The following is a 22969-nucleotide window of genomic DNA, read 5'->3' on the forward strand; positions in this document are numbered from 1 at the left end:
GGCGTGGGGCGTGGTCCATGTCACGCGCACCGAGCAGGCGGCGCGCGGCTGAGCGGCGGGAAGGCGCTCCGCGCTCTGGTTGTTATATACGGAACCACGCCGTCATTCCGGGGCATCGCGTCAGCGATGAGCCCGGAACCCAGAACCGATACCCTCGATCGTGAAAACTGCGGGGAAGAGACCGCTTCATGACGGACGGCATCGGTTCTGGGTTCCGGGCTCATCGCTGACGCGATGCCCCGGAATGACGGCGTGGTTCCGTATATAACAACCAGAGCGCGGAGCGCCTTCCCGCCGCTCAGCCGCGCGCCGCCTGCTCGGTGCGCGTGACATGGACCACGCCCATGGCCAGCACGGCGAAGCCGAGTGCCTGATGGGCGAGCCCGGCCCAGAGCGGCACGACCAGCAGCAACGTCGCCACACCCAGCGCCGACTGCGCCAAGACCATCCCGGCGATGGCGCTCGCGCGCTTGGCGCTGCCCGAACCCGGCGCGGCACGGCGCAGTCTGACGACGTTCCAGAGCGCGACGGCAAAAAGAACGTAGGCGCCGATGCGGTGGTTGAACTGCACCAGCGCGACATTGTCGACGAAGTTCTCCCAGAACGGCGTCTGGGCAAAGAGCAGCGAGCCGGGCGGGACAAGCGTGCCGTCCATCAACGGCCAGGTGTTGAAGGTGAAGCCGGCCTTGGAGCCGGCGACGAGCCCGCCGAGGGCGACCTGCATGAAGAGCAACACCAGCAGCAGCCAGGCGGTCGAGCGGGCGCGCGCCGGCTCGACCCGGCGCAGCGGCGTCAGCGCGGTGGCAAAGGCGACGACCGAGGCGAAGAACAGCCCGGCGAAGGTGAGATGCAGCGTCAGCTTCACCGGCGCCACGGCGACCATGCCGGGCTGGAGACCGGAGGCCACCATGATCCAGCCGATCGCGCCCTGGAGGCCTAGCAGCAGCCCCATGCCGAACAGCGTGACGACCTGCCGCACCGGCAACAGGCGGCGCAACGCCACGACGAGGAAACCAGCGAGATAGATCAGCCCGATGAAGCGGCCGAGCTGGCGATGACCCCATTCCCACCAATAGATGAACTGGAACTCGCCCAGGCTCATGCCGTCGTTGAGGATCTGGTATTGCGGGCTCGCCCGGTACTTGCCGAACTCCTCGGCCCAGGCTTCGGCCGATAGCGGCGGCAGCGCGCCGGTGATCGGCTTCCACTCGGTGATCGAGAGGCCCGAGCCCGTCAGCCGCGTCGCGCCGCCGACCACCACCATCAGGAAGACGAGCCCCGCCACCGCCCAGAGCCAGCGGCGGATGCCGGCATGATCGGCCTTGGCGAGAGCACCGGCGGTCTGGTTCAGGGCGAGGGTCAAGGATGCGTGCTTTCGGTCGCGGAAGCTGGCTGGCGCTTCACAAGCGCCGATGGCGGTGACATAGACCCGTCGCGACAGCGCGACAACGCCTGCAATGCCGCAGGAGCGATGCAAGGCCCGAGCGGGCGGCGGAGAATTCGATGAGACAACGCAACCGCAAGCTGCTCGGGACGGTGCTGATCCTCGTCTTCGTCTGCGTCTATGCGCTGGTTGCGATGGCGCTCGCACAGGGCCGGATCACGGAAGCGCCGAAGCTGGTCCAGACCATCGCCTATGTCGTGCTCGGCTTGGCCTGGGTGCTGCCCCTGCTGCCGCTGATCAAATGGATGGAGCGCAAGGACGAAGCCTAACCCGCGCTAGGCAAAATCCAGTCTCCGGCCCCGGTTTCGCAGCCAGAACGGCAGCCCGGACAAAAGCGCCCGCAGCGCCGCCTCGTTCTGGTGCAGGCCGTTGAGCGAGACGCGCGGCAGGGCCTGAAGATGCTCGGCGTGCTCCGCGAAGAGATGGCCCGGGCGCGTCGTCACGGCACTGACGAAACCGGCCTCTTGCGCCAACGCGAATTCGCGCGGCCCGGCCGAACCGGGATCGCCGACCGGATAGGCGAAATGGTGGATGGGCATCCCCAACTCGGCCTCAAGCCGCGCCTTGCTTCCTACGATCTCGCGGCGCGCGGTCTCCGCATCGTGCTTGGCCAGCATCGGATGCGTCAGGGTGTGGGCGCCGATGGTGACGCCCGGTGCCCCGGAGAGCGCGCGCAGCGTTTCCCACTGCAAACACTCGCGCTCGACCAATGCGGCGGGATCGATACCGGCCTCGGTCGTCAATTCGGAAATCGCCGACAGCAGGATTTCTTCGGGGCCTCTGCGCAGACGCCAATAGAGCTTGTCGAAGGCGCGGCTCTTCTCCGAATCCGTCTCGGTCCGGGCGCTGAAGCGGCCATCCGGCAAGACGACGTCGAGCCGCGGCAAGACGCGGATCGCCTCCTCCAGCTCCAGCCACCAGAGCCTCGCGGTGCGATCGGCGAAGCCGGGCGTGACGAAGAGCGTCCACGGCGCGCCGTGCTTCGCCAGGATCGGCCAGGCATGCTCGACATTGTCGCGATAGCCGTCGTCGAAGGTCAGCGCGACGAAGAAGCGCCCGCGCTTCGGCTGCTGCAGGCGCAGCAGAGCTTCGTCGAGCGAGACGATGTCGTAGCCCTCGGCCCGGATCAGCCCAAGCGTGGTGTCGAGGAACTCGGGCGTGATCTCCAGCAGGGCGTTGGGCGAGAAACCTTGCGGTGCCTGCGGCCGGACATGGTGCAACGTCAGGATCACGCCCGCGCCTTGCGCGAAGCCGCGACTCCAGCGATCCGCGCCTGTCGCCGCCATCAGCTTGAATGCGGCCGCGATGGCCTTGTGACGTCCGTTCATCGCCAGTCCGTGCAACCGCCCGCTAACGCTGTTGCGCAATGGCGCTGCCGGGCGGGAGGATCATGACCGATCCGTTCACAATGACGGGTTAAGGACGATGCGCCCTCAGCTACGGAGGCGCCGAGGAACCATGTCCGCCATCGCCGCCGAGACACCGCATCCGCAAGGCGCAGCTGTTGCCGGCCACCCGGACGAATGTCCATGGGCTTCGATCGGGATCGAGAGCGACATTCGCTTGCTGGAAGGCGAGTGGCGTGCGTTCGAAGCGATTGCGCTGGTGACGCCCTATCAGGCCTATGGCTGGGTCCGCCCTTTCGCGGAGACGATCGGCGCCGCTCATGGGATGTCGTTCCGCTATGCCCTGCTGCGCGATGCGCAGGGAGCGCTCTGCGCGCTGCTGCCGCTGGTCATCACCCGGCGCAGCGGCATTCGCTTTGCCGAATTCATCGGCGGCAAGCACGCCAATTACCATATGGGGCTCTATGCTCCGGCTTTCGCCGCCGCGCTCGATACGGCCCGCGCGAAGCAGATGCTGGCCGAGATCGGCGTGGCGATCGGCGGGCTCGATGCGTTCGTCTTCGTCAATCAGCCGGCGCAATGGCAGGGCCATGCCAATCCGCCTGCCCGCCTTGCAGCCGGGCCGAGCCCGAGCCGCTCCTATAAGCTCGCGCTGATCGCCGGCGATGGCGAGGCGACGCTGAGACGCTCGATGAGCAGCCACGCACGCAAGAAGCTCAAGAACAAGCACAGCCGCTTCAAGGATTTCGGCCCTTCGGCGATGACCCGAGCGACAACGCCGGCAGAGATCGAACGCGTCGCCTCGGCTTTCCTCGCACAGAAGGCGGAACGCTTCCGCGCGATGGGCGTGCCAGACCCCTTCGCCGAGCCGGCGGTCCGTAGCTTCCTGACAAGCGCGGCCATCGACGACCGGAACGGCTCCCCGGTGATCGAGCTCTACTCTCTCGATCTGGCAGGAGAATGCGTCGCCACCTATGTCGGCGCCACGCAGGGCGAGCGATTTTCCGGAATGGCAACCTCGTTCGACATGAGCAGCGCGACCGTACGGACCAGCCCCGGCGAATTGCTGCTCGCCGAGCTGATCCGCCAGAAATGCGACGACGGACTAGCCGTCTTCGATCTCGGCGTGGGCGAAGCGCGCTACAAGACCACCTTCTGCGACGACCACGACGATCTGGTCGACACCTTCCTGCCACTCACCTTCAAGGGCCGGCTCTTCGCCGCGATGGCTCGGGCGAAGCGTGAGCTGAAACGGCGGATCAAGTCTTCGCCCGTAGCGCTGAAGCTGGCGCAACGCGCCGCCGGCTGGCTGCACCGCAAGGAACCGGAGCCGGAGTAGAGAGCAGCCGTAGCGCTCAGGCCTCGGCCGGCGCCTCGACGCGCGGCGAAGATGCCATGGAAACACCGCTCTCCGCATCGAGCACTATCGTGACCGGCGCTTCGGTCAGTTCGCTCAAGCGGTAGGCGGCTTCGAGGGCGTGGCCGTTCCCGACCTGCCCGCTCATCACCAGCCCGCCCTGTGCGCGCCGGGCGATCGGACCGAGCACGGCACCGTCGTCGCTGGACGCGGCCGCGACCAGCACCCAGTCATAGGTTTCGCAAAGCGCATCGAGCGCGACATCGACGAGATCGGGCGCCGCCAGCACCGCGGCGCGACCTGCCCTGCCGGGGCCGATGCTGTGCAGACGCGATCCCGGCGCCCGCATGATGACGTCCGAGAACAGCGCTTCGCCCGCGAGGAGTTCGGAGAAGCCGGGCTCGCCATGTTCGTCATCCGCCGTCAGGTCGACGAGGATGCAACGGCAGCGCTGCGCCAGCAGCTTGGCGAGGTCACGCGCGTTGGCGGCACCCTCCCCGCCGCCATCGAGCACGAGCGCCATCGGCGCCATGCCGCGCGGCGGCTCCTGCGTCCGCTCCGCGATCTCGGCAAGCGTCCGCTCGGGACGGTCGAGATCGAGCCGCACCTGGCCTAGGCGCCCGGCATGGGTCAGCAGGCCGGCGACGCGCTCGCGGCGAGGCTCCTGCGGTGCGGGCCCTGCTTGTTCGGTTTCGTCCTCGTTCGCGCCCGCGGCAACCCAGCGCGGCCCGCGCGGGGCACCCGGCAAGGGCCGCCCCTGACCGTCGAGCAGCTCACGCGTGACGATCGTCGCCAGCGCGATCAGGAAGGTCGCGAGCGTGACGACGAGCATGACCGGGACCTTCTTGGGGAAGGACGGCTCGGTCGGCTCGACGGCCCGCGAGATGATACGGGCGTCCGCCGGGGTGGCATTCATCGTGTCCCGCGCCACCGCCTCGCGATAACGCTGCATGTACTGCTCGAGCTGGTCGCGCAGGGTGCGCGCCTCGCGCTCGAGCGCTCGCAGCTGCACCTCGCTGTCATTGGCGGACGAGGCACTCTTCTTCTGTCCTTCGAGCGCCGCCTGGAAGCTCTCGACGCGCTGACCGGCGATCTTGGCTTCGTTCTCCAACGTGCGAACGGCGCGCTCGGACGCGGCGCGCAACTGTCCTTCGAGATCGAGGAGCTGGGCGTTGAGTTCCTTGATCCGGGGATGCTCGGGCAGGAGGCTGCGCGACTCCGCCGCAATCTGCGTGCGCAGGTTGACGCGCTGCTCGATCAGCCTGCGGACGAGGTCGTTGTTGGCGACATCCGGGATCTCGAAGGTCCGGCCCTGCTTGATCGCGTCGCGGATCAGGCCGGCCTTGGCCTGCGCCTCGGTCTGCTGGCTGCGGGCCGCCGACAGCTGGCTCGACAGATCGGTGAGCTGCTGGGAGGTTATGGTGGTGTTGTTGGAACCGACCAGCAGACCGTTCTTGGAGCGGAAATCCTCGACCTTGGCCTCGGCCTCGGCGACGCGCTTGCGAAGCGGCTCGATGGTGGTCGACAGCCAGTTGGAGGCGCTGCGGGCATTGTCCTGCTTCGCCGCCTCCTGGAATTCCAGGTAAGTCTCGGCGATGGTGTTCGCCGCTTTCGCCGCGAGCGCGGGATCGCGCGAGGTGAACTCGATCGCGACGATGCGCGAACGGCCGACCGGGAAGACCAGCAGCCGCTCGAAGTATTTCTCGATGACACGCTCTTCCGGCGAACGGTCGGCGGGATGTCCGCCAAGCCCGATCATCACGGCGAGCTTGCGCGCGGCGCTGAGAGCGCCGACGCCGGAGTCGAACTCCGGGTTGCCGACTAGGCCGATGCGCTTGATCGCCTCGCGCGCCAGATCACGCGACATGATGACCTGGACCTGGCTTTGCACGGCTTCGGAATCGAATTGCCCGGAGCTGTCCGGCAAGGACTGGCCCGGCAGCGCATAGAAGCCGCCGCGGTTTTCGAGAAGCAGCCGCGCCTCGCCCGTATAGCGCGGCGTCACGACATTGACCGCAAGGAAGGACAGACCCAGCGCGACAACCGTCGGCCCGATGATCCAGAGCTTGCGGCGCTTGATCGCGACCCACAGAGCGGAGAGGTCGAGCATGTCGCCCCGGCTTTCGCCGACGCCGCGCGCCTCAATCCCAGCTTGAGCGGTCATGACACACCTCTGGACGCAGAACTCCCGCGCCCTTCGCAGGACGCAGCGTCACTGAAGCCTCAGTAAGGTTATTGCCCAGTTAAGATGGCGCGCTTCCGGCTGCCGCCGACCGCGGGAAGCCTTTGTTAACCATATCACGCCTAAAGCTCGGGCATATCGTGCATGGGTAGCCTGTGATGAGTCGACGCCTCGCCTCTCTCGCCTTGGCCGCCGCCATGCTGACGGGCGCCTGCGCGCCCCAGTACACGGCGTCGGACTATACGCTTGCCGAGCCGGCAGGCCCCTACAGGCTCGCCAGCGGCGACAGGCTGCGCATCATCGTCTTCGGCCAGGACAATCTGTCGAACATCTATGCCGTCGACGGCTCAGGCCGGATTTCCATGCCCTTGATCAACACTGTCGAGGCACAAGGGCGCACGACCCAGCAGCTCGCCCAGGCGATCGAGGCCAAGCTGCGCGGCGGCTATCTGCGCGAGCCCAAGGTCTCGGTCGAGGTCGACACCTATCGCCCCTTCTTCGTGCTGGGCGAGGTCACCAATTCCGGCCAGTTCCCCTTCGTGAACGGCATGACCGTGCAGACCGCGGTTGCCATCGCGGGCGGCTTTACCCCGCGGGGCCAACGCTCCTCGGCGGAAATCACGCGCCAGATCGAAGGCCAGACCGTCACGGCGATCGTGCCGATCACCTATCCGGTCCAACCCGGGGACACTATCGTCATCAAGGAACGCTGGTTCTGAGGTCGCGCGGAATCCTGCCATGACGGATGCCGCCGAACCGCGCCCTCTCCGAATCCTGCATGTCTTCCGGGCCCCTCTCGGCGGCCTCTTTCGTCACGTGCTCGACGTGGCGCGGGGCCAATGCGAACGCGGGCATGCCGTCGGCATCTTCTGCGACGCGAACACCGGGGGGCAGCGGGCCCCCGACGTTTTCCGGGAGCTGTCGGATCAATTGGCGCTCGGCGTGACCCGCGTGCCGATGTCGCGCTATCCAAGCCTGGCCGACGCCAAGGCGCAGTTGTCGGCGATATCGCTGCAGCGCCGGCTGGCTCCCGATGTGGTGCACTGCCACGGCTCGAAAGGCGGCGTCTATGGCCGGCTTCCGGCCCTGCTCTCGCCCCGGCGGCGCTACATCACCGCCTATACGCCTCATGGCGGCAGCTTCAACTACAAGCCCGGCAGCACGGAGCATAAGGTCTATATGTCGGTCGAGCGCTTGCTCGAACGCGCGACCGACCTCTTCCTGTTCGAGAGCCGTTTCATCGCCGGCCGGTTCGAAGCCTATATCGGCCACCCGCCGCGGACCGACCACCGCATCGTCCTGAATGGCGTCTCCGATGCCGAGTTCGAGCCGATCGACCATGGGGATTCTCGGTTCGACCTGCTCTATCTCGGCGAGTTGCGCTCGGCCAAAGGGGTGGACACGCTGATCGACGCCCTTGCGCTGCTGCGCCGGCGCAACGGGTTGACACCGCGGATCCTGATCGTCGGCTCCGGGCCGGACGAGGCCGAACTGCGGCAGATGACGCTTGAGCGCGGCATCGCCGATCAATGCGTCTTCGAACCGCCGGGCCCCATCCGCAAGGCGCTCGCGCGGGCGCATGTGATGGTGCTCCCGTCGCGCGCGGAGTCGCTGCCCTACGTCATTCTGGAAGCTGCAGCCGCCGCGCAGCCGCTGATCTCCACCGATGTCGGCGGAATCGGCGAGATCTACGGATCGCGGCACAGCAGCCGGCTGATCAAGGCCAATGACCCGGCAATCCTCGCCGAGGCGATCCGCAGCATGCTCGCGACACCCGAGGCGGAGCGACTGGCCCAGGCCATCGACCTGGCCGCGCATGTCCGGCAGAATTTCCGCCTCGACTCGATGGTCGACGGCGTCATCCATGCCTATCGCGACGCGATGGCCGCGCGCGGCACGATCTGAGGCGACGTCAGACCAGCTTCAACGCGGCCACTCCGGCAACGACCAGGACAATGCCGAGCCAGCCGATCGGCCGTATGCGCTGGCCGAAGACCAGCGCGCCGATAATCGCGGTGATCACGAGCCCCGCACCACCCCAGACCGCGTAGGCGACGGCGAGGTCCATGCCCTTGATCGCCTGCGCCAGGGCCGCGAAGGCGCCCATGACGAAGACGATACCGCCCGTGCCGATCAGGCGGCGGCTCATGCCGTCCGACAGCTTCAGCAGGTAGGTGCCGGCGATCTCGAAGGCGACTGCCAGCAGCAGCCAGAGGAAGGGAGCGGCTTGAATGAACGAGGCATTCACACAAGCCTCCCGTCAGCGAGCCGTTCGTCCTGCTTGCGGCCATGGCCGACACCGGCCTCGATGAGAAGGATGCCGGCCAGGATCGCGGCAAGGCCGAGGGCGCGGCCAACCGTCAGATGCTCCCCGAACAGGAGATGGCCGATGACGGCAATGCCGACGATGCCGAGCCCCTCCCAGACGGCATAAGCCACCGCCATCGGAATGACGCGCAGCGCGATGCTGAGCAGAACGAAGGAAAAGCCGATGAGGATCAGCGGCAGCGTGCCGACGAGCCATGGTGCCGAGACGACCGACTTCAGCGCAGCCGTCGCGACGATCTCGACGGCGATGGCCGCGAGCAGAACCAACCAATGAAAAGACATGTTGCACACAGGCGAAGCGGGCGCTGGACGTTGCGGATGCAACGCAGGGACAGCCAAGCAATCGTTAGAGTTTTAAATCGATAGGTCCGAAAAGAAGCGGTTGCTGAGGGCCAGCCTCGACAATCGGYGCCATGAGCGAAATAACGCTCCCGACGCAAGGCCCTGAACGGGCGATATATGCTTCTCAGACACTCATCGAAAGCGAATATGGCTTTGACGAAGCCGAATGTCAACACGCGATAACTTGCAATAACAATAACTTACGGGAATCCGCCTGATTTATACGTGACTTTGCCTGCTGCCAAGCCATTGGCACGCCGAGACAAAATCAGGATTTTGCGTTAATGGTTTTCAACGTCGGCCACGATCGCTTTTTCGGGTCCGGAACGCCTCGATTTCGGCGGATCTCCTACCGATCCCGCAAAACAACGAGCTGTCGGATTAAGCGTTCCGTGAGCAATTTCGGATAGACCGCGACCGGGATCGCCCGCGCCCCGGCGCTGCGATCCGGGTTGAGGATGGACGCCATGGGGACTTTCGATGTCCGCGACATGATGAAGGCGGACGCGGCCGCCTCGGCCACGCCGACGATGCTCGGCGGGCCGGATGCAGGCCAGACGCGGCGTTTTCATCCCCTCGCCGAGCGCATCGCCGCCATCCCGGTCAAGCCGACGCTCTCGCCGGTAATGATCGAAGGGGTCGCCCGGCTCGTCGATGCGCTTGCCGTGGCGGGTACGGGCGCCCTGATCTATTGGCTCTATGTCGCCGGCAGGGTCGACTATGCCCTGCCCTACCAGATCGCCATCCCGGCGCTGGCGATCGGCGCGCTCGCTGTCTTCCAGGCCCTGCAGCTCTATCCGATCGGCGCGCTGCGCAGCATCCTTCCCAGCGCGGTCCGGCTGCTGACCGGCTGGACGATGCTGTTCCTCATCACATTAGCCGTCTTCTTTTTCCTCAAGGTCAGCGACCAGGTTTCGCGCGGCTGGCTGATCGGCTTCTATTTCGCCGGCGCCGCAGCACTGCTCAGCGGCCGGATCGCCCTGATGCTCGGCGTGCGTCATCTGACCCGCAACGGCCGCCTGGAGCGGCGCACCGCCATCGTCGGCGGCGGCGAGGCCGGCGAGGCGCTGATCCGGGCCCTGGAGAGCCAGAGGGATACGGGTCTGCGCATCTGCGGCGTCTTCGACGATCGCAACGACGAGCGCTCGCCCGATCTCGTCGCCGGCTATCCCAAGCTCGGCACGATCGACGATCTCGTCGAGTTCGCCCGCCGGACCAAGCTCGACCTCGTCATCTTCACCTTGCCGATCTCGGCCGAGGCGCGGCTGCTGACCATGCTGCGCAAGCTCTGGGTGCTGCCGATCGACATCCGCCTGTCGGCACATCTGTCCAAACTCAGGCTGCGGCCGCGCTCCTATTCCTATTTCGGCACCGTCCCCGTGCTGGACGTCTTCGACCGGCCGATCGCGGACTGGGACATTGTCGTCAAATGGATGTTCGACAAGGTGGTCGGCGTGCTGGCGCTGATCGCGCTTTCGCCGGTGATGCTGGCGACCGCCATTGCGATTAAGCTCGACTCCAAGGGGCCGGTGTTCTTCCGCCAGAAGCGCTACGGCTTCAACAACGAGACGGTCGACGTCCTCAAGTTCCGCTCGCTCTATCATGACAAGAGCGACTATGCGGCAGCCACGCAGGTGACGAAGAACGACCCGCGCGTCACGCGTGTCGGCCGCTTCATCCGCAAGACCTCGATCGACGAGCTGCCGCAGTTGCTGAACGTGGTCTTCAAGGGCGACCTGTCGCTGGTCGGCCCGCGCCCGCACGCCATTCACGCCTCGACGGCAAACCGCGCCTACGAGCAGGTCGTCGACGGCTACTTCGCCCGCCACAAGGTCAAGCCCGGCATCACCGGCTGGGCCCAGATTCACGGCTGGCGCGGCGAGACCGATACGGACGAGAAGATCCAGCGGCGCGTCGAGCACGATCTCTACTACATCGAGAACTGGTCGGTGCTGCTCGACCTCTACATCCTGTTCAAGACGCCGTTCTCGCTGCTGACCAAGAACGAGAACGCATATTGAGCGCGTTCGCCGAGCATCCGTCGCAGCAGGCGCCGGCCCGCCGGCTCGCAATCTCACATGCCGCGATCAAGCGCGCGACGCTGTGGCTCCTCGGTGCATCGAGCGGCTTCGCGCTGATCGAGCCCTCGCCCTACGAGTTCGTGTTCCTGCTGACGCTCTTCGTCTTCGCGGTCACCGGCATCCGCTTCTCGCAGAAGCTGCTGCCCTTGGCGGTATTGCTGCTGCTCTACAACATCGGCGGCATCTTCTCGCTGATTCCATGGTTGGAGGAGGCCGATTCCGTCCGGTTCACGGCCGTCTCGGTCTATCTGATGATCACCTGCATCTTCTTTGCCGCGATCATGGCGGATGATGCGCTGGGCCGGCTGGAAACCTTGTGGAAGGGGTATCTCTTCGCTGCCTGGTGCGCGGGTTTAGCCGCAGTGCTCGGCTATTTCGACATTGCCGGTCTCGGCAGCGTCTTCACGCTCTACGGGCGAGCTTCCGGCACCTTCAAGGACGCGAACGTCCTGGGGCCCTTCCTCGTTCTGCCGATCCTCTATGTGCTTCACCGCGTCCTGACCGGGCAGTCCGGGCTTTTTCGCGGGCTTGTCCTGGTCAGCCTCCCGCTCCTCGCGCTTTTCCTGAGCTTTTCCCGCGGGGCCTGGGGCAATCTGGTGGCGTCGGCCATCCTCATGGTCGGGTTGACGTTCCTGACGGCTCCCAGCTCCGCCAAACGCGGCCGTGTCGTCCTGCTGACGCTCGTCGCATTCATGGCGGCCGCGGCCGCGCTTGCCGTCGCCCTCTCCTTCGAGAACATCCGCGACGTCTTCGAGACCCGGGCAAGCCTCGACCAAAGCTACGACCAGGGTGTGACCGGGCGTTTCGGCAACCAGCTTCGCTCGATCCCGCTTCTCCTCGATACGCCGAACGGCCTCGGGCCGCTGCGCTTTCGCTGGTACTTCACCGACGATCCCCACAACGTCTACATCAACGCCTTCGCTTCCTATGGATGGCTGGGCGGAATGGCGTGGCTGGGGCTGATGGCCGCGACCTGCTATGTCGGCTGGCGCCTCGTCCTGCAGCGCCGGCCCTGGCAGCAGCATGCCGTCGTGCTATGGCCGGTCCTGTTCGTCACGATCCTGCAAGGCCTGCAGATCGATACCGACCACTGGCGCCATTTCTACCTGATGCTCGGCCTGATCTGGGGTCTGGCGGCCTTGCCCAACCCGGCTGCCCAGGCAGCACGCCCTGCCCTGTCCGAACCTGTGGCAATCAAAGATAGCTACTAAGGGCCTTTCAGCGGCCTGCGCTGTGCGGCGGCTCGGTTGCTTCCATCCCGGCTACGCGACGCCGATCGGATCCGCCACGACGAGCGGGCTTGCCCTGCGCGCCTGCTCCGCACGCAGAGCCTGATCGATATGGCGGCGATACTCCGCCCAGGAACCGATCGTGCGGCCGCAATTGGCGCAAGAGACGATGCTGCAAGCGGTCAGCAACCGAGGAATCGATACCCCGGGAGAGCCGCAATCTTCGCAATGGAACCAGTCCTGCCTCAACACGACCCCGCCTGCATACGCCCTTCGCGCAACGACCATAGCGTCCGCCGCGGCCGCATGAAAGAAAACTGCGGATGACTGATTGCTGAACGGCCGCATCGCCGGGATGCGAGCCGCTGGCGGCTCTATTCGAGGGGCCGCGATCGGGCTTCGTCCCCCGGCTTCGCCTTGAGATATTCGAGACTGCTGTTCGAAAAGACCAGCCGGAGCCTGGGGTGCGCGGCTTCCTGCGGCGGAAATGCATCTTTCCTGCCGGCTGCGGCACGGCGAATCTGGGCGCGTCGCACGATGAGCGACATCTGATGCCTGCGTTTCATAACTGCTATTTCCCACACCGCGCCGGCATGATTGCGGCAAAGAAGCGCGATCCGCACCCCCCATTTGGGGAGACACCCGATTTTGCTGCAGTGCAAAATAACGTTACCGCGATCTCCCGCGGACATTCGGAGGCAGGAGCGCTCAAGATCGTTGCGAAGCATTGCATCTGCGGCGACCCGCCACTATAAGCCGACCCGTCGGAGCGTAGCGCAGCCCGGTTAGCGCACTTGTCTGGGGGACAAGGGGTCGGAGGTTCGAATCCTCTCGCTCCGACCATAAAGCCCAAGAAAATCAGCCCTTAGGAGCCCTTCGAAACGAAGGGCCGGCGCTGTTTTTTTGTCTCTTGGGTTCACCCGGGGTTCCTGTTGTGACCTCGGATTTTCTCCCGCAGCAATCCGCGATTCTTGTCAGAGCACCCGTGCACGCGGATATTTCAGCGCTTGGGACAAAGCGCGATCCGGCTCCTCCGCCTTCTATCCCTGTGCGCCAAATGCGCTAACGAAGACCTGATCGTTCGCGCAACGGCGGCCGACGATGTCGTGCCGCACCGTGATCAGCGGCCGTTCTGAGACGGCCAACTGGGCCTGCGCCAGTCGTCATGCGAGCTGGGAGCGGCGGGACGAGAAGCGGGACTATTCCGCTCGTGTCAGCGCGGACCTGCCTCACTGGATTCTGGCGCGGTCCGAACCATCAATATCGAAGCAGACGGACTGCCGATGCTCATGGAATCGCCCCCCTCCCTGGCCAGGAATCAGCGTTCGCACCCAGTCACCAAGAGCAGCCGCATCTGTATAAGTCGGCGCGATTACCCTCATTCCGCCACAGCGAATATTTTATCATAGGTCAACTTTGCTGCCCTTCTCCGTTCCAGAACGCTCGGCGCCTGGCGCGATTCGCGGCATTGGCAAGTTGTCGAAATATCACTTAACAGAAATTTCTTGGGCTGCTCTGGAAGATGGCCAGTCGTTCAGGTTTACCACTCTAGCTTCATATGCAACGATTTAGGCGGTGAATGACCACCGTGGGAGGATATCATGCGTTTAAGCCTTGTATCCGCTACCTTTCTCGCGACATGCCTGGCCTCCTCGGCTTTCGCGGCCGATCTTCCGCCTCGCGCGGCCCCGGCCCCGGTTATATATGCGCCCATTTTCACATGGACCGGCTTCTACGTCGGCCTCAATGCCGGCGTGGGCTGGGCCGATTCCGGCGACGTCATCGTCACCGGACCAACGCCCGGTTCGTCCGGCATCTTGGGCGGGGGCGGTGGCGACGGTGCCTTCGTAGGCGGTGGCCAGATCGGCTATAACTGGCAATCCGGTTCGATCGTTTACGGCCTCGAGACCGACATCCAATACGTTGGGACGAACAGCAACGTCTCCTGGGGAGGCTATTCGTGGTGGGCTGGCAGAGGCGGCGGTGACGGTAGCTACTTCGGGACCGTCCGAGCCCGTCTAGGCTACGCTGTCGACCGAACGCTGTTTTATGTCACGGGTGGCTTGGCCTATGGCGGCCTGAACACCAACCCTTTGACCGGTGACGCAACAAGCAACGCCGGTTGGACCGTCGGCGGCGGTGTCGAATACGCCTTCACCAACAACTGGACCGTCAAAATCGAAGGTCTCTATGTCGATACGGGCGAAGGCCGAAAGAGCCGCGCCTTTGTCAATGCGCCGGGCGGCGTGCTTCCGGCCGGAACCTATACCGCAACCAGCGATGGGAGCGGTGGCGGTGGCCTTCTTCGCGTCGGCGTGAATTACAAATTCTGATACCAGGGATTTGTATCTGAAACAGCCCAGCGCGTCGCGCTGGGCTGTTTGAGTTCTGGTACCCGGCCTAACCCAACAACCGCGATCGACCGCCTTTTCCAGGGCGACATCGGCCCACTCTCATCGCTGGCGAACCCTTTCCGGCAACCCTCCCGGCGTCGCAGCGTCTGCAATCTGGTTTCGGATGCTTAACCCGGCGAGCTCCAGACGCCGCCCATGGCTCTCGCGCCGGTCAGGCAGCGAAACGCAGTCGGGGCCTGGCGAGGTTCTCGCGAAGCTGAAGAAGCGGATCGGTGGGTTCGTTCCCTTATCCGGCCAGTGCCCGATCTCGCGCGCAATTGTCGCCGGAGAAACGCACGGCCGTCCCGAACGAACTTCGGCAGCGCCACCCCCGCCAGATGTTCTCCTGACGCTCTCGCGCATGCCGATGCAGGATTTTCACTCCGAAAACCGCGCGTCTTCGAAATCAGCTGTCCCGCCCGCAACAAAAAACCCCGCGGCCTGGGCCGCGGGGTTTTTGCATCGCGAAGCGAAAGCCGCCTAGCTGCCGAGCGGGTTGAACTTGGTGACGCCGCGGAAGAGGTTGCGCAGGAAGCTCTGCTCCTCGCCGCCGGTCGGCGTGGTGCGGCTGATGAAGTCGAAGACGATGCCGTCCTGCAGACCGTAATGGGCGATACGCTCAACCTTGAAGCTCTTGTTGAAGTAGATGACCAGCACCTGCTGGTCGATGACCTGCGGATCCTGGAACTGAAAACGGCGGCGCACGGTCTGGCTGATATAGTAGAAGGTGCGGTTGCCGACGGTCGAGGTGGTCGAGGGCGTGCCGAGGATCTGCAGCACCGACTGGACATCCATGCCGGGCTTGATCTGCGCGACCAACCCCTCATCCATGACGAAGCCGCGCGTGAAGGTATCGTTCATCCCGGTCGAGGTTGGCAACACGAAGCCGCCGGCATCAGGTCCACAACCGGCCAGCAACAGGGAAGAGGTCGCGAGGGCTCCGAGCAGAGCCGTGCGGCGGGTAGTGTGGGTCATGCGGGCACGATCCGGGGCAGCACGGCTCGGGAGGACCCCAAGCCGCTTGTCAAAAGGGTAAGGGTTGGCGTAACGCCCGAGGATGGCTTTGGCAAGGCAAGGACGCCCGCGAGAGCGGTGGGCGGAGGCGGACTGTTGATTTTCGGGTTGTTCGGCAAGCGCGCGTCACGGCGCGCCCCTGTGGATGCGCTCTTCGGACGCGTCGCCGAGGCGTCGCGCCAGCCCGGCCTCTATATCGAGGGCGGCATTCCCGACAGCTTCGAGGGCCGTTTCGAATCGCTGGCGCTGCATGTCCTGCTGGTGCTGCGGCGCCTGCGCGAGCTGCCGGCGCCGGCCTCGGAGCTGGCGCAGGAGCTGATCGACGCCTGCTTCGCCTATCTCGAGCTGGGCTTCCGCAATGGTGGCATCAGCGATGTCGCGGTGCCCAAGCGCATGAAGAAGATCGGACAGATGTTCTATGGCCGCGTCCAGGCCTATGAGGCGGCGCTGGCCTCCCCCGGGATCGATGCACTCTCCGAAGCCCTGCGGCGCAATGCCTGCTCGCCGGAGAGCGCCCCTCGCCTCGCGGCTTATATCCGCCAAGCACAGGCGGCGCTCGCCGACCGTGATCTTGCCGCCATTCTCAGCCAGGAGAATGTGTTTCCGGCTTTTTCTCGCGAGGAGGCCTCGCAATGACAGTTGAGCACATGCCGGTTCTGCCACTGAGTCACCCGATCCGCGTCGAGACGATCCGCCAGCGCGGTACCGAGGTCACGGTCAGCGCCGAGCCGCAGCAATTCGCGGCCATCGCGGCGATGCTCGGCCTCACTTCGCTCGAATTCCTCGAGGCGCGCTATCAGCTGTCCCGCAACGGCGACCGGGTGAAGCTGGAGGGGCGAATCGCAGCACGGCTGCATCAGACATGCATCGTCACGCTCGATCCTTTTCCGGTCCAGCTCGACGTGCCGGTCAAGCTCGACTTCGCGCCCGAGACGGAGGACGAAGCCGCCTCGCGTCGCGCGGAGCGCGACAAGGCCGAGATCGACATCGAAGTCCTGCTCAACGAGGACGACCCGCCCGAGCCGATCGTCGACGGCGTCATCGATCTCGGCAGGGTCACGCTTGAATTCGCGGCGCTGGCGCTCGACCCCTACCCGCGCAAGCCGGGCGCGAGCTTTGAAGTGCCTGCCGAGGAGGCCGGCGCGCAATCGCCTTTCGCCGCTCTTGCCAAGCTGAAACGCAGTGATTGAAGCTTTCGCCGCCTCTTGCGCGGCTTGCGGCAGCCGCCCAAGTCGCTATTGTCCGGCCGGCCATGAGCCGTCCCGGATCGAAGGTCGGCCATATCCGGGACACGCCAGAACTCCATGACAAGACCGGTTACAATCGCGCTCGATGCGATGGGCGGGGATCACGGCCCCTCCATCGTCATCCCAGGCGCCGCCTTGATGCTGGAGCGCCGCCCGGATGCACGCTTCGTGATATTCGGTGACGAGAAGCAGGTTCTGCCGCTGCTCGACCAGCATCCGAAGCTCAAGGCGGTGACGATCTTCCACCACACCGAGGTCTCGGTGAAGATGGACGACAAGCCGAGCCAGGCGCTGCGCTACGGCCGTTACAAATCATCGATGTGGCGGGCGATCGACGCAACCAAGACCGGCGAAGCCGATGTCACCGTCTCAGCCGGTAACACCGGCGCGCTGATGGCGATGTCGAAATTCTGCCTGAAGTCGATGGCGCAGGTCGACCGGCCGGCGATCGCGGCGCTGTGGCCGACAATGCGCGGCGAGAGCGTCGTGCTCGATGTCGGCGCGACCATAGGCGCCGATGCCCGCCACCTCGTCGATCTCGCTGTGATGGGCGCGGCGATGGCGCGCGTCGTCTTCGATCTCGACCGGCCTACGGTCGGCCTGCTCAATGTCGGTGTCGAGGAGATCAAGGGCGTCGAGGCGGTCAAGGAGGCCGGACGCATCCTGCGCGAGAGCAACCTGCCGCATCTCAGCTATCACGGCTTCGTCGAGGGCGACGATCTCGGCAAGGGTACTGTCGACGTCGTGGTGACCGAGGGCTTCACCGGCAATATCGCGCTGAAGACGGCCGAGGGCACGGCCCGCCAGATCGCGTCCTATCTGCGCGCGGCGATGAATCGCTCGCTGATGGCCAAAATCGGCTATGTCTTTGCGCGCGGGGCTTTCGCCGCCTTGCGGGAAAAGCTTGATCCGCGCAAATCCAACGGCGGCGTCTTCCTGGGGCTGGAAGGCATCGTCATCAAGAGCCATGGCGGCACGGATGCCATTGGCTTCGCCAGCGCAGCCGAGCTCGGCTACGAGATGGCGCGCGAGGACCTGATGGCGAAGGTCCGCGAGATGGTCGCCGCAAGCACGCGCCCCGAGCTGCCCGCCGCGCAGCCGGCCGTCGCCGAATAGGGAACGGTGTCCTTGTCCATTCTGCGCTCACAAGTCGTCGGCTGCGGCTCCTATCTGCCCGCCCGCGTCGTCACGAATGCCGAACTCGCCGAGCACGTCGAGACCACCGACGAGTGGATCGTCCAGCGCACCGGCATTCGCCAGCGTCACATCGCCGCCGATGACGAGCCGACTTCGATCGTCGGCCTCAAGGCCGCGCAGGCGGCGATCGAGGACGCCGGCATCGATCCCTCCGAGATCGACCTGATCATCGTGGCGACGGCGACGCCGGACCACACCTTTCCGGCCACGGCGACCCAGATCCAGGCTGCGCTGGGGATCAATGGCGGCGCCGCCTTCGACCTGCAGGCGGTCTGCTCCGGGTTCGTCTTCGCGCTGGCGACGGCCGACAAGTTCCTGACGACGGGCAGCGCCAGGATCGCCCTGGTGATCGGCGCCGAGACCTTCTCGCGCATCCTCGACTGGGAGGACCGTGCCACCTGCGTGCTGTTCGGCGACGGCGCCGGCGCCGTCGTGCTCAAGGCCGCACCAGGCGAAGGAACGCTCGCCGATCGCGGCATCCTCACCACCCATATCCGCTCGGACGGGCGCTACAAGGACAAGCTTTACGTCGATGGCGGCGCGGGCTCGACCAAGACCGTCGGCTTCCTGCGCATGGAGGGCAAGGAGGTCTTCCGCCACGCAGTGAACAATCTCGCCGAGACGGTGCGCCACACTTTCGAGCAGACCGGCCTCTCCGGCGCAGATATCGACTGGTTCGTGCCGCACCAGGCCAACCGGCGCATCATCGACGCGACGGCCACCAAGCTCGGCATCAGCCACGACAATGTCGTCGTCACCGTCGACCGCCACGGCAACACTTCGGCGGCCTCGATCCCGCTCGCTTTGGCGGAGGCCCATGCCGATGGCCGGATCAAGCCGGGCCAGCTCGTCCTGGTCGAGGCGATGGGCGGCGGCTTCACCTGGGGCTCGGCCCTGATCCGCTGGTGACGCTGCGGCAGCGAAATCGCGCAAATTGTTACGATTCTCAGCCATTTCAGGTTGATTCACCCCAAAGCCGGCGCAAGATCCACGCTTGAGGATTGACCCGCGCGACGGGGGCGCCTAGCGTCCGCCGTCCGTAATGGCGAAAGGCCGGCGGTCACCGCCGATGCCTGCAATACGCCTTGGAGGATATGAATGGCGGGGCAAACGGTCACTCGCGCGGATCTGTGCGAGGCTGTGTATCAAAAGATCGGCTTGTCGCGGACGGAGTCGTCGAAGCTCGTCGAGGTGGTACTCGACGAGATCTGCGATGCGGTCGCGCGCGGCGAGAACGTGAAGTTATCCTCATTCGGTTCCTTCGTCGTGCGAGACAAAGGCGAGCGAATCGGGCGTAATCCAAAAACGGGCGTTGAAGTACCGATCGAGCCGCGTCGGGTGATGGTGTTCAAGCCTTCGAACGTGATGAAGGCCCGCATCAACGGGCAGAGTGGTGAGGGTGAGACTGAGTGAATCTGGAGTTCCACGCCGGCGACACCGAGGCCGAATTGGACACCAAGAGCCCAGATGCCTTTCGAACCATCAGCGAGGTCGCAGAAGACCTCGACATTCCCCAACATGTGCTCCGCTTCTGGGAAACCCGCTTCAGCCAGATCAAGCCGCTGAAGCGCGGCGGCGGACGCCGCTACTATCGACCTGACGACGTCGCCCTCCTCAAGGGCATCCGGCGCCTGCTCTACGGCGAAGGCTATACGATCAAGGGCCTTCAGCGCATCCTCAAGGAGCAAGGGCCGCGCCATGTCCAGGCGATTGGCCGTGGCGGGCCGATCGGCGCGAGCCAGGCGGCACCCGGCTCGGCGCCCGCCGAAAACCCGGCGGCCATGCAGGTCGACGAGGCCGCGCCCGGTTTTGCGCCACCTCGCCAGCCTGTCCCGGAAGGGCTCGACGACATCACCGTGCTGACCGCCGTGATGAACGAGCTCGGGGAATGCAGGCGCATCCTCGAGCGCGCTCTGGAGCCGGCAGACGACGCAGCCTGAGCCGTCGCTCAGCTCTGCGGCGGCGCTTCTTCCTCGATCCTGGAACGATCCACGGGCTCGCGGCGTGCAGCTGGCCTTTGCCGGCGATGCGCCGCGGCACCGGCCTTCCTGTGCTGCACCAGGCTCGCGAGCACCGGATTCGGATAATGTTCGAGCGTCGAGCCGGTCGCGGCGTCGACGCCCATGCCGATCAGGCCGCCGACGATGACATTGCCGGCGAAGCCGGCTGCGCCCGCCCCGGCGATGCGCGTGGAAACCGGCACCTGCAGATCGGCATAACCCTCCTTCGAGAAGTTGACGACGAACTCGGATTTGCGGCTCACCTCCCAGGTGCAGGGGGTCGCCGTGCAGGCGTGCCCGAGCGATGATCGCGCCTCCGCTCCCGCCGGTTCGCTGGTGATCGTCACCTGGCTCGTCGTCCCGCGCGTGACAGTCGCGCAGCCGCCCAGTGCGGCCGCAACGGCGGCCGCGATAAGAACTCGAATTTTCAGCATGTTAGCCCCACCCCTTACCCAACGACATAGCTAGTTTGGGGCTCGGTGAGGGGGCAAGATGTGTATGCGAGCCAACTGTGCACAACTTGCACGCGCGCCAGATTCAGCCGGTTGATGTTATCGGCGCGCAACATAGCTTCCAACCGAGGGCGACCTCGGAACTTCCCATATCGCGCGTGGACGACTGCGCTGCATCATCAAGGAGCGCCGCGATGGCCTGGCTCTATCTCTTTGTCGCGGGCCTGTTCGAGGTCGGCTGGGCCATCGGCCTGAAATACACCCAAGGCTTCACCCGGCTCGTGCCGACGCTGTTCACCGCTGTCAGCATGGTGGTGAGCCTCGGACTCCTGGGTCTCGCGCTGAAATCGCTGCCCGTCGGCACCGCCTATGCGGTCTGGACCGGAATCGGAACGATCGGAACGGCGATCCTCGGCATCGCCCTGCTAGGCGAGCCGGCAAACGCCTTGCGGCTGGCCTGCATCGGCCTGATCGTCGCCGGTATCGTCGGGCTCAAGCTGGTCTCGCCCTGACGGGTGAATGCGAGCTGTAGCGAAGCGGGTCAGCTTCGCCGCCACGCTTCAGGCCAGTACCCCCCGCGCTCCAGCAGAACGATCAGCACGATGATGACGAGCGTGACAGCGATCGTCATCACTTTCGCGTTCCAGGGCACGCCACGGCCGATCAACCAGATCAGGCTCAAGCCGATGATGAGAGGGACCACGATCTCCATGGCGCGATCGTAGCCCGCGCGTCAGCGCCCCGGCAATCACCATCGGACTGAAAGCAACCTGCCGACGCCAGGCTAATAACGAGCCTCGGGGGACGTCGAGAGGCGCTCTTCAGGCGCCCTCCTCCGCCAAGGCGATAGCGGGCTGTAAGCTGCGTCCGATCGGACGTTCGCCCTCGATCAGCGGCCGCAGCTTCGCGACCTCGACGGCGAGAAAATCGAGGAACAGCCGAACCCGCGGAGTATGCCGCAGGTCGGGATGGGTCAGCAGCCAGAGATCGGCGGAAAGGTCCGGATCGGGCGGTGCCAACCGCGTCAACCCTGGGCGGGTATCGCCGATGAAGCAGGGCAGGAAGCCGATGCCGATGCCGGCCTCGACCGCTTCGGCAAGACCCAGCACAGTGTTGAGCTTGTAGACGACGCGCTCGGGCGCGACGTGGCGGGCGAGGTAGCGGACGGCGCTCAGCATGGTGAACTGCTCGCCCAGCGAGATCCAGCTTCGCTCCCACAGGCTTTCCGTCGTCGGCGACTCGGCATCGGGAAAATCGGCGGCGCGGCCATAGAGCGCCCAGGCGATGCGGGCCGGCTTGCGGCCGATCAGCGTTTCCGGCGGGTTGTCGGTGGCGCGGATCGCGACATCGGCATCGCGCTTGGAAAGGTTCGCTGCCTGGTTACCGATCAGCATGTCCAGCCGAATGTCGGGGCATTGCCCGAGAAACCGGGCGAAGAGCGGCGTCAGCAGGTCGACCAGCAGCGAGTCGTTGGTCGCAACGCGCAATTCGCCGGCAGGCTTGATCTCCTGGCCGGCGAGCTTGCGGGCGAAAGCAGTGATGTCGTCGTCGACGCGGGCGGCGAGCTGGATCATCTCCTCGCCGGCCGGCGTCGCGACATAGCCGCTGCGGTGGCGCTCGAAGAGCCTGACGCCGAGCGCCTCCTCGATCTGGCCGAGGCGGCGGAAGACGGTGGAGTGGTTGACGCCGAGCGTTGCCGCGGCTGCCGGCAGCGCTCGCTTGTCGGCGATGGCCTTGATCAGGCGGAAATCGTCCCAGGCCAAGGGCTTCGCGGATTGAATCATCCGGTCACTCTTGGCCAAGGCTTCCGTTCCAGCAAGTGCCGCTCGCTCAGGCAATGGCTGGCTTGCCCTGCCATTCGCTGCGGCCGGACTTCAGCGCCAGCGCGCCATCGCCGATCAGGGCGTGAGCGAAGGCGGTGAGCGCCAGGAATGCGGGATATTCCCAGCCGCCGTTCGGGGCGTTGAAGACCCAGCCATTGGGAGCATGGACCGCCAGGGCGCCCAGCAGGATCGGCACCAGCGCCAGCGAGACATAGCGGCCGTAGAAGCCGAGGAGGATGGCGAGGCCGCCGAGAAGCTCGGCCAGCATGATCGGCCAGGCCAGGAACGCCGGCAGGCCGACCTGCCCGAGGAAGCCGGCAAAGCCGGCGGGGGTGAAGATCACGAGCTTCAGATAGGCATGTGCGATGAACATCAGGCCGAGCGCGACGCGCAGGCCGAGGGCGCCATAAGGGGCAAGGCGATTGTCGATCATGGTGGTGTCTCCTGAAAAGGGACCGGTTGGTCTCGGGTCAGGATTTTGGTCTGATCCACTCGCAAATCAAATTGTAAATCGAGGCATCATACATTGCATGA

General features: G+C 65.4%; 25 protein-coding genes and 1 tRNA gene. 16 read left to right on the forward strand and 10 right to left on the reverse strand.

Annotation, left to right across the window (positions count from 1 at the left end; translation table 11 throughout):
- Positions 1–298 precede the first annotated feature (298 nt).
- On the reverse strand, positions 299–1363 hold the full coding sequence (locus AC1DVA_RS17395) for a COX15/CtaA family protein (protein WP_476806710.1): 1065 nt from the start codon (positions 1361–1363) through the stop codon (positions 299–301).
- Between the two features lie 140 nt (positions 1364–1503).
- On the opposite strand from AC1DVA_RS17395, the gene AC1DVA_RS17400 reads away from it, so the two are divergent.
- A complete protein-coding gene (locus AC1DVA_RS17400; protein WP_476794472.1) occupies positions 1504–1713 on the forward strand; it encodes a DUF2842 domain-containing protein in 210 nt (69 codons plus the stop codon).
- 6 nt (positions 1714–1719) lie between these two features.
- On the opposite strand, the gene AC1DVA_RS17405 is transcribed toward AC1DVA_RS17400, so the two are convergent.
- A complete protein-coding gene (locus AC1DVA_RS17405; protein ID WP_476806711.1) occupies positions 1720–2772 on the reverse strand; it encodes a polysaccharide deacetylase family protein in 1053 nt (350 codons plus the stop codon).
- Positions 2773–2902: 130 nt separating this feature from the next.
- On the opposite strand from AC1DVA_RS17405, the gene AC1DVA_RS17410 reads away from it, so the two are divergent.
- Positions 2903–4129 carry a GNAT family N-acetyltransferase gene (locus tag AC1DVA_RS17410; protein WP_476806712.1) on the forward strand — a complete coding sequence of 409 codons (1227 nt, stop codon included), beginning with the start codon at positions 2903–2905 and terminating at the stop codon, positions 4127–4129.
- A gap of 16 nt (positions 4130–4145) precedes the next feature.
- On the opposite strand, the gene AC1DVA_RS17415 is transcribed toward AC1DVA_RS17410, so the two are convergent.
- Entirely contained in the window at positions 4146–6311 is a 2166-nt protein-coding gene (locus tag AC1DVA_RS17415; protein WP_476806713.1) for a GumC family protein, read from the reverse strand.
- Between the two features lie 176 nt (positions 6312–6487).
- Here AC1DVA_RS17415 and AC1DVA_RS17420 point away from each other — a divergent pair, with 176 nt between their 5' ends.
- Together AC1DVA_RS17420 and AC1DVA_RS17425 are read left to right on the forward strand one after the other, a co-directional pair.
- On the forward strand, positions 6488–7048 hold the full coding sequence (locus tag AC1DVA_RS17420; RefSeq protein ID WP_476806714.1) for a polysaccharide biosynthesis/export family protein: 561 nt from the start codon (positions 6488–6490) through the stop codon (positions 7046–7048).
- Between the two features lie 19 nt (positions 7049–7067).
- Entirely contained in the window at positions 7068–8234 is a 1167-nt protein-coding gene (locus AC1DVA_RS17425; protein ID WP_476806715.1) for a glycosyltransferase, read from the forward strand.
- 7 nt (positions 8235–8241) lie between these two features.
- Here AC1DVA_RS17425 and AC1DVA_RS17430 read toward each other — a convergent pair whose 3' ends face one another.
- The gene (locus AC1DVA_RS17430; RefSeq protein ID WP_476806716.1) at positions 8242–8577 is read right to left on the reverse strand and encodes an SMR family transporter; all 336 of its coding nucleotides are present in this window, start codon (positions 8575–8577) and stop codon (positions 8242–8244) included.
- Positions 8574–8939 (reverse strand): DMT family transporter, encoded by a 366-nt coding sequence (locus AC1DVA_RS17435; RefSeq protein ID WP_476806717.1) that lies wholly within the window; start codon positions 8937–8939, stop codon positions 8574–8576. Before AC1DVA_RS17435 ends, AC1DVA_RS17430 begins: the two co-directional genes overlap by 4 nt.
- A gap of 527 nt (positions 8940–9466) precedes the next feature.
- On the opposite strand from AC1DVA_RS17435, the gene AC1DVA_RS17440 reads away from it, so the two are divergent.
- From AC1DVA_RS17440 to AC1DVA_RS17460, 5 genes are all read left to right on the forward strand, one after another.
- A complete protein-coding gene (locus tag AC1DVA_RS17440; protein WP_476806718.1) occupies positions 9467–11020 on the forward strand; it encodes an undecaprenyl-phosphate glucose phosphotransferase in 1554 nt (517 codons plus the stop codon).
- Positions 11017–12291: an O-antigen ligase family protein gene (locus AC1DVA_RS17445; RefSeq protein ID WP_476806719.1), complete on the forward strand. Its 1275-nt coding sequence runs from the start codon at positions 11017–11019 to the stop codon at positions 12289–12291. Before AC1DVA_RS17440 ends, AC1DVA_RS17445 begins: the two co-directional genes overlap by 4 nt.
- Positions 12292–12773: 482 nt before the next feature.
- The gene (locus AC1DVA_RS17450) at positions 12774–13064 is read left to right on the forward strand and encodes a hypothetical protein (RefSeq protein ID WP_476806720.1); all 291 of its coding nucleotides are present in this window, start codon (positions 12774–12776) and stop codon (positions 13062–13064) included.
- Positions 13065–13074: 10 nt separating this feature from the next.
- A tRNA-Pro gene (locus tag AC1DVA_RS17455) sits at positions 13075–13152 on the forward strand.
- 758 nt (positions 13153–13910) lie between these two features.
- On the forward strand, positions 13911–14642 hold the full coding sequence (locus AC1DVA_RS17460; protein WP_265052842.1) for an outer membrane protein: 732 nt from the start codon (positions 13911–13913) through the stop codon (positions 14640–14642).
- Positions 14643–15182: 540 nt separating this feature from the next.
- Here the strand turns inward: AC1DVA_RS17460 and AC1DVA_RS17465 are convergent.
- Positions 15183–15677: an outer membrane protein assembly factor BamE gene (locus AC1DVA_RS17465; protein ID WP_265052841.1), complete on the reverse strand. Its 495-nt coding sequence runs from the start codon at positions 15675–15677 to the stop codon at positions 15183–15185.
- Positions 15678–15812: 135 nt separating this feature from the next.
- Between AC1DVA_RS17465 and AC1DVA_RS17470 the strand changes: the two genes are divergently transcribed.
- From AC1DVA_RS17470 to AC1DVA_RS17495, 6 genes are all read left to right on the forward strand, one after another.
- Positions 15813–16352 (forward strand): ubiquinol-cytochrome C chaperone family protein, encoded by a 540-nt coding sequence (locus AC1DVA_RS17470; RefSeq protein WP_476806721.1) that lies wholly within the window; start codon positions 15813–15815, stop codon positions 16350–16352.
- A complete protein-coding gene (locus AC1DVA_RS17475; protein ID WP_265052839.1) occupies positions 16349–16906 on the forward strand; it encodes a YceD family protein in 558 nt (185 codons plus the stop codon). The genes AC1DVA_RS17470 and AC1DVA_RS17475 overlap by 4 nt, the downstream gene beginning before the upstream one ends.
- Positions 16907–17020: 114 nt before the next feature.
- Positions 17021–18079 carry a phosphate acyltransferase PlsX gene (gene plsX, locus AC1DVA_RS17480; RefSeq protein WP_265052838.1) on the forward strand — a complete coding sequence of 353 codons (1059 nt, stop codon included), beginning with the start codon at positions 17021–17023 and terminating at the stop codon, positions 18077–18079.
- A 12-nt stretch (positions 18080–18091) separates the two neighbouring features.
- On the forward strand, positions 18092–19069 hold the full coding sequence (locus tag AC1DVA_RS17485) for a beta-ketoacyl-ACP synthase III (protein ID WP_320109575.1): 978 nt from the start codon (positions 18092–18094) through the stop codon (positions 19067–19069).
- Between the two features lie 189 nt (positions 19070–19258).
- Positions 19259–19573 carry an integration host factor subunit alpha gene (locus tag AC1DVA_RS17490; RefSeq protein ID WP_265052837.1) on the forward strand — a complete coding sequence of 105 codons (315 nt, stop codon included), beginning with the start codon at positions 19259–19261 and terminating at the stop codon, positions 19571–19573.
- On the forward strand, positions 19570–20100 hold the full coding sequence (locus AC1DVA_RS17495; protein WP_442864938.1) for a MerR family transcriptional regulator: 531 nt from the start codon (positions 19570–19572) through the stop codon (positions 20098–20100). Before AC1DVA_RS17490 ends, AC1DVA_RS17495 begins: the two co-directional genes overlap by 4 nt.
- An 8-nt stretch (positions 20101–20108) precedes the next feature.
- Here the strand turns inward: AC1DVA_RS17495 and AC1DVA_RS17500 are convergent, their stop codons facing one another.
- Positions 20109–20594: a translation initiation factor 2 gene (locus tag AC1DVA_RS17500; protein WP_476806722.1), complete on the reverse strand. Its 486-nt coding sequence runs from the start codon at positions 20592–20594 to the stop codon at positions 20109–20111.
- A gap of 212 nt (positions 20595–20806) precedes the next feature.
- Between AC1DVA_RS17500 and sugE the strand changes: the two genes are divergently transcribed.
- Positions 20807–21124 (forward strand): quaternary ammonium compound efflux SMR transporter SugE, encoded by a 318-nt coding sequence (sugE, locus tag AC1DVA_RS17505; protein ID WP_476806723.1) that lies wholly within the window; start codon positions 20807–20809, stop codon positions 21122–21124.
- A gap of 29 nt (positions 21125–21153) precedes the next feature.
- Here sugE and AC1DVA_RS17510 read toward each other — a convergent pair whose 3' ends face one another.
- The 3 genes from AC1DVA_RS17510 to AC1DVA_RS17520 form a co-directional block, all read right to left on the reverse strand.
- Positions 21154–21324: a hypothetical protein gene (locus AC1DVA_RS17510; RefSeq protein ID WP_265052834.1), complete on the reverse strand. Its 171-nt coding sequence runs from the start codon at positions 21322–21324 to the stop codon at positions 21154–21156.
- Positions 21325–21433: 109 nt separating this feature from the next.
- Positions 21434–22396, reverse strand: coding sequence for a LysR family transcriptional regulator (locus AC1DVA_RS17515; RefSeq protein WP_476806724.1), 963 nt, complete (start codon positions 22394–22396; stop codon positions 21434–21436).
- Between the two features lie 46 nt (positions 22397–22442).
- Positions 22443–22868 (reverse strand): DoxX family protein, encoded by a 426-nt coding sequence (locus AC1DVA_RS17520; protein ID WP_476806725.1) that lies wholly within the window; start codon positions 22866–22868, stop codon positions 22443–22445.
- Positions 22869–22969: the final 101 nt, after the last annotated feature.

Source organism: Allobosea sp. P4_C6, from assembly GCF_056402015.1.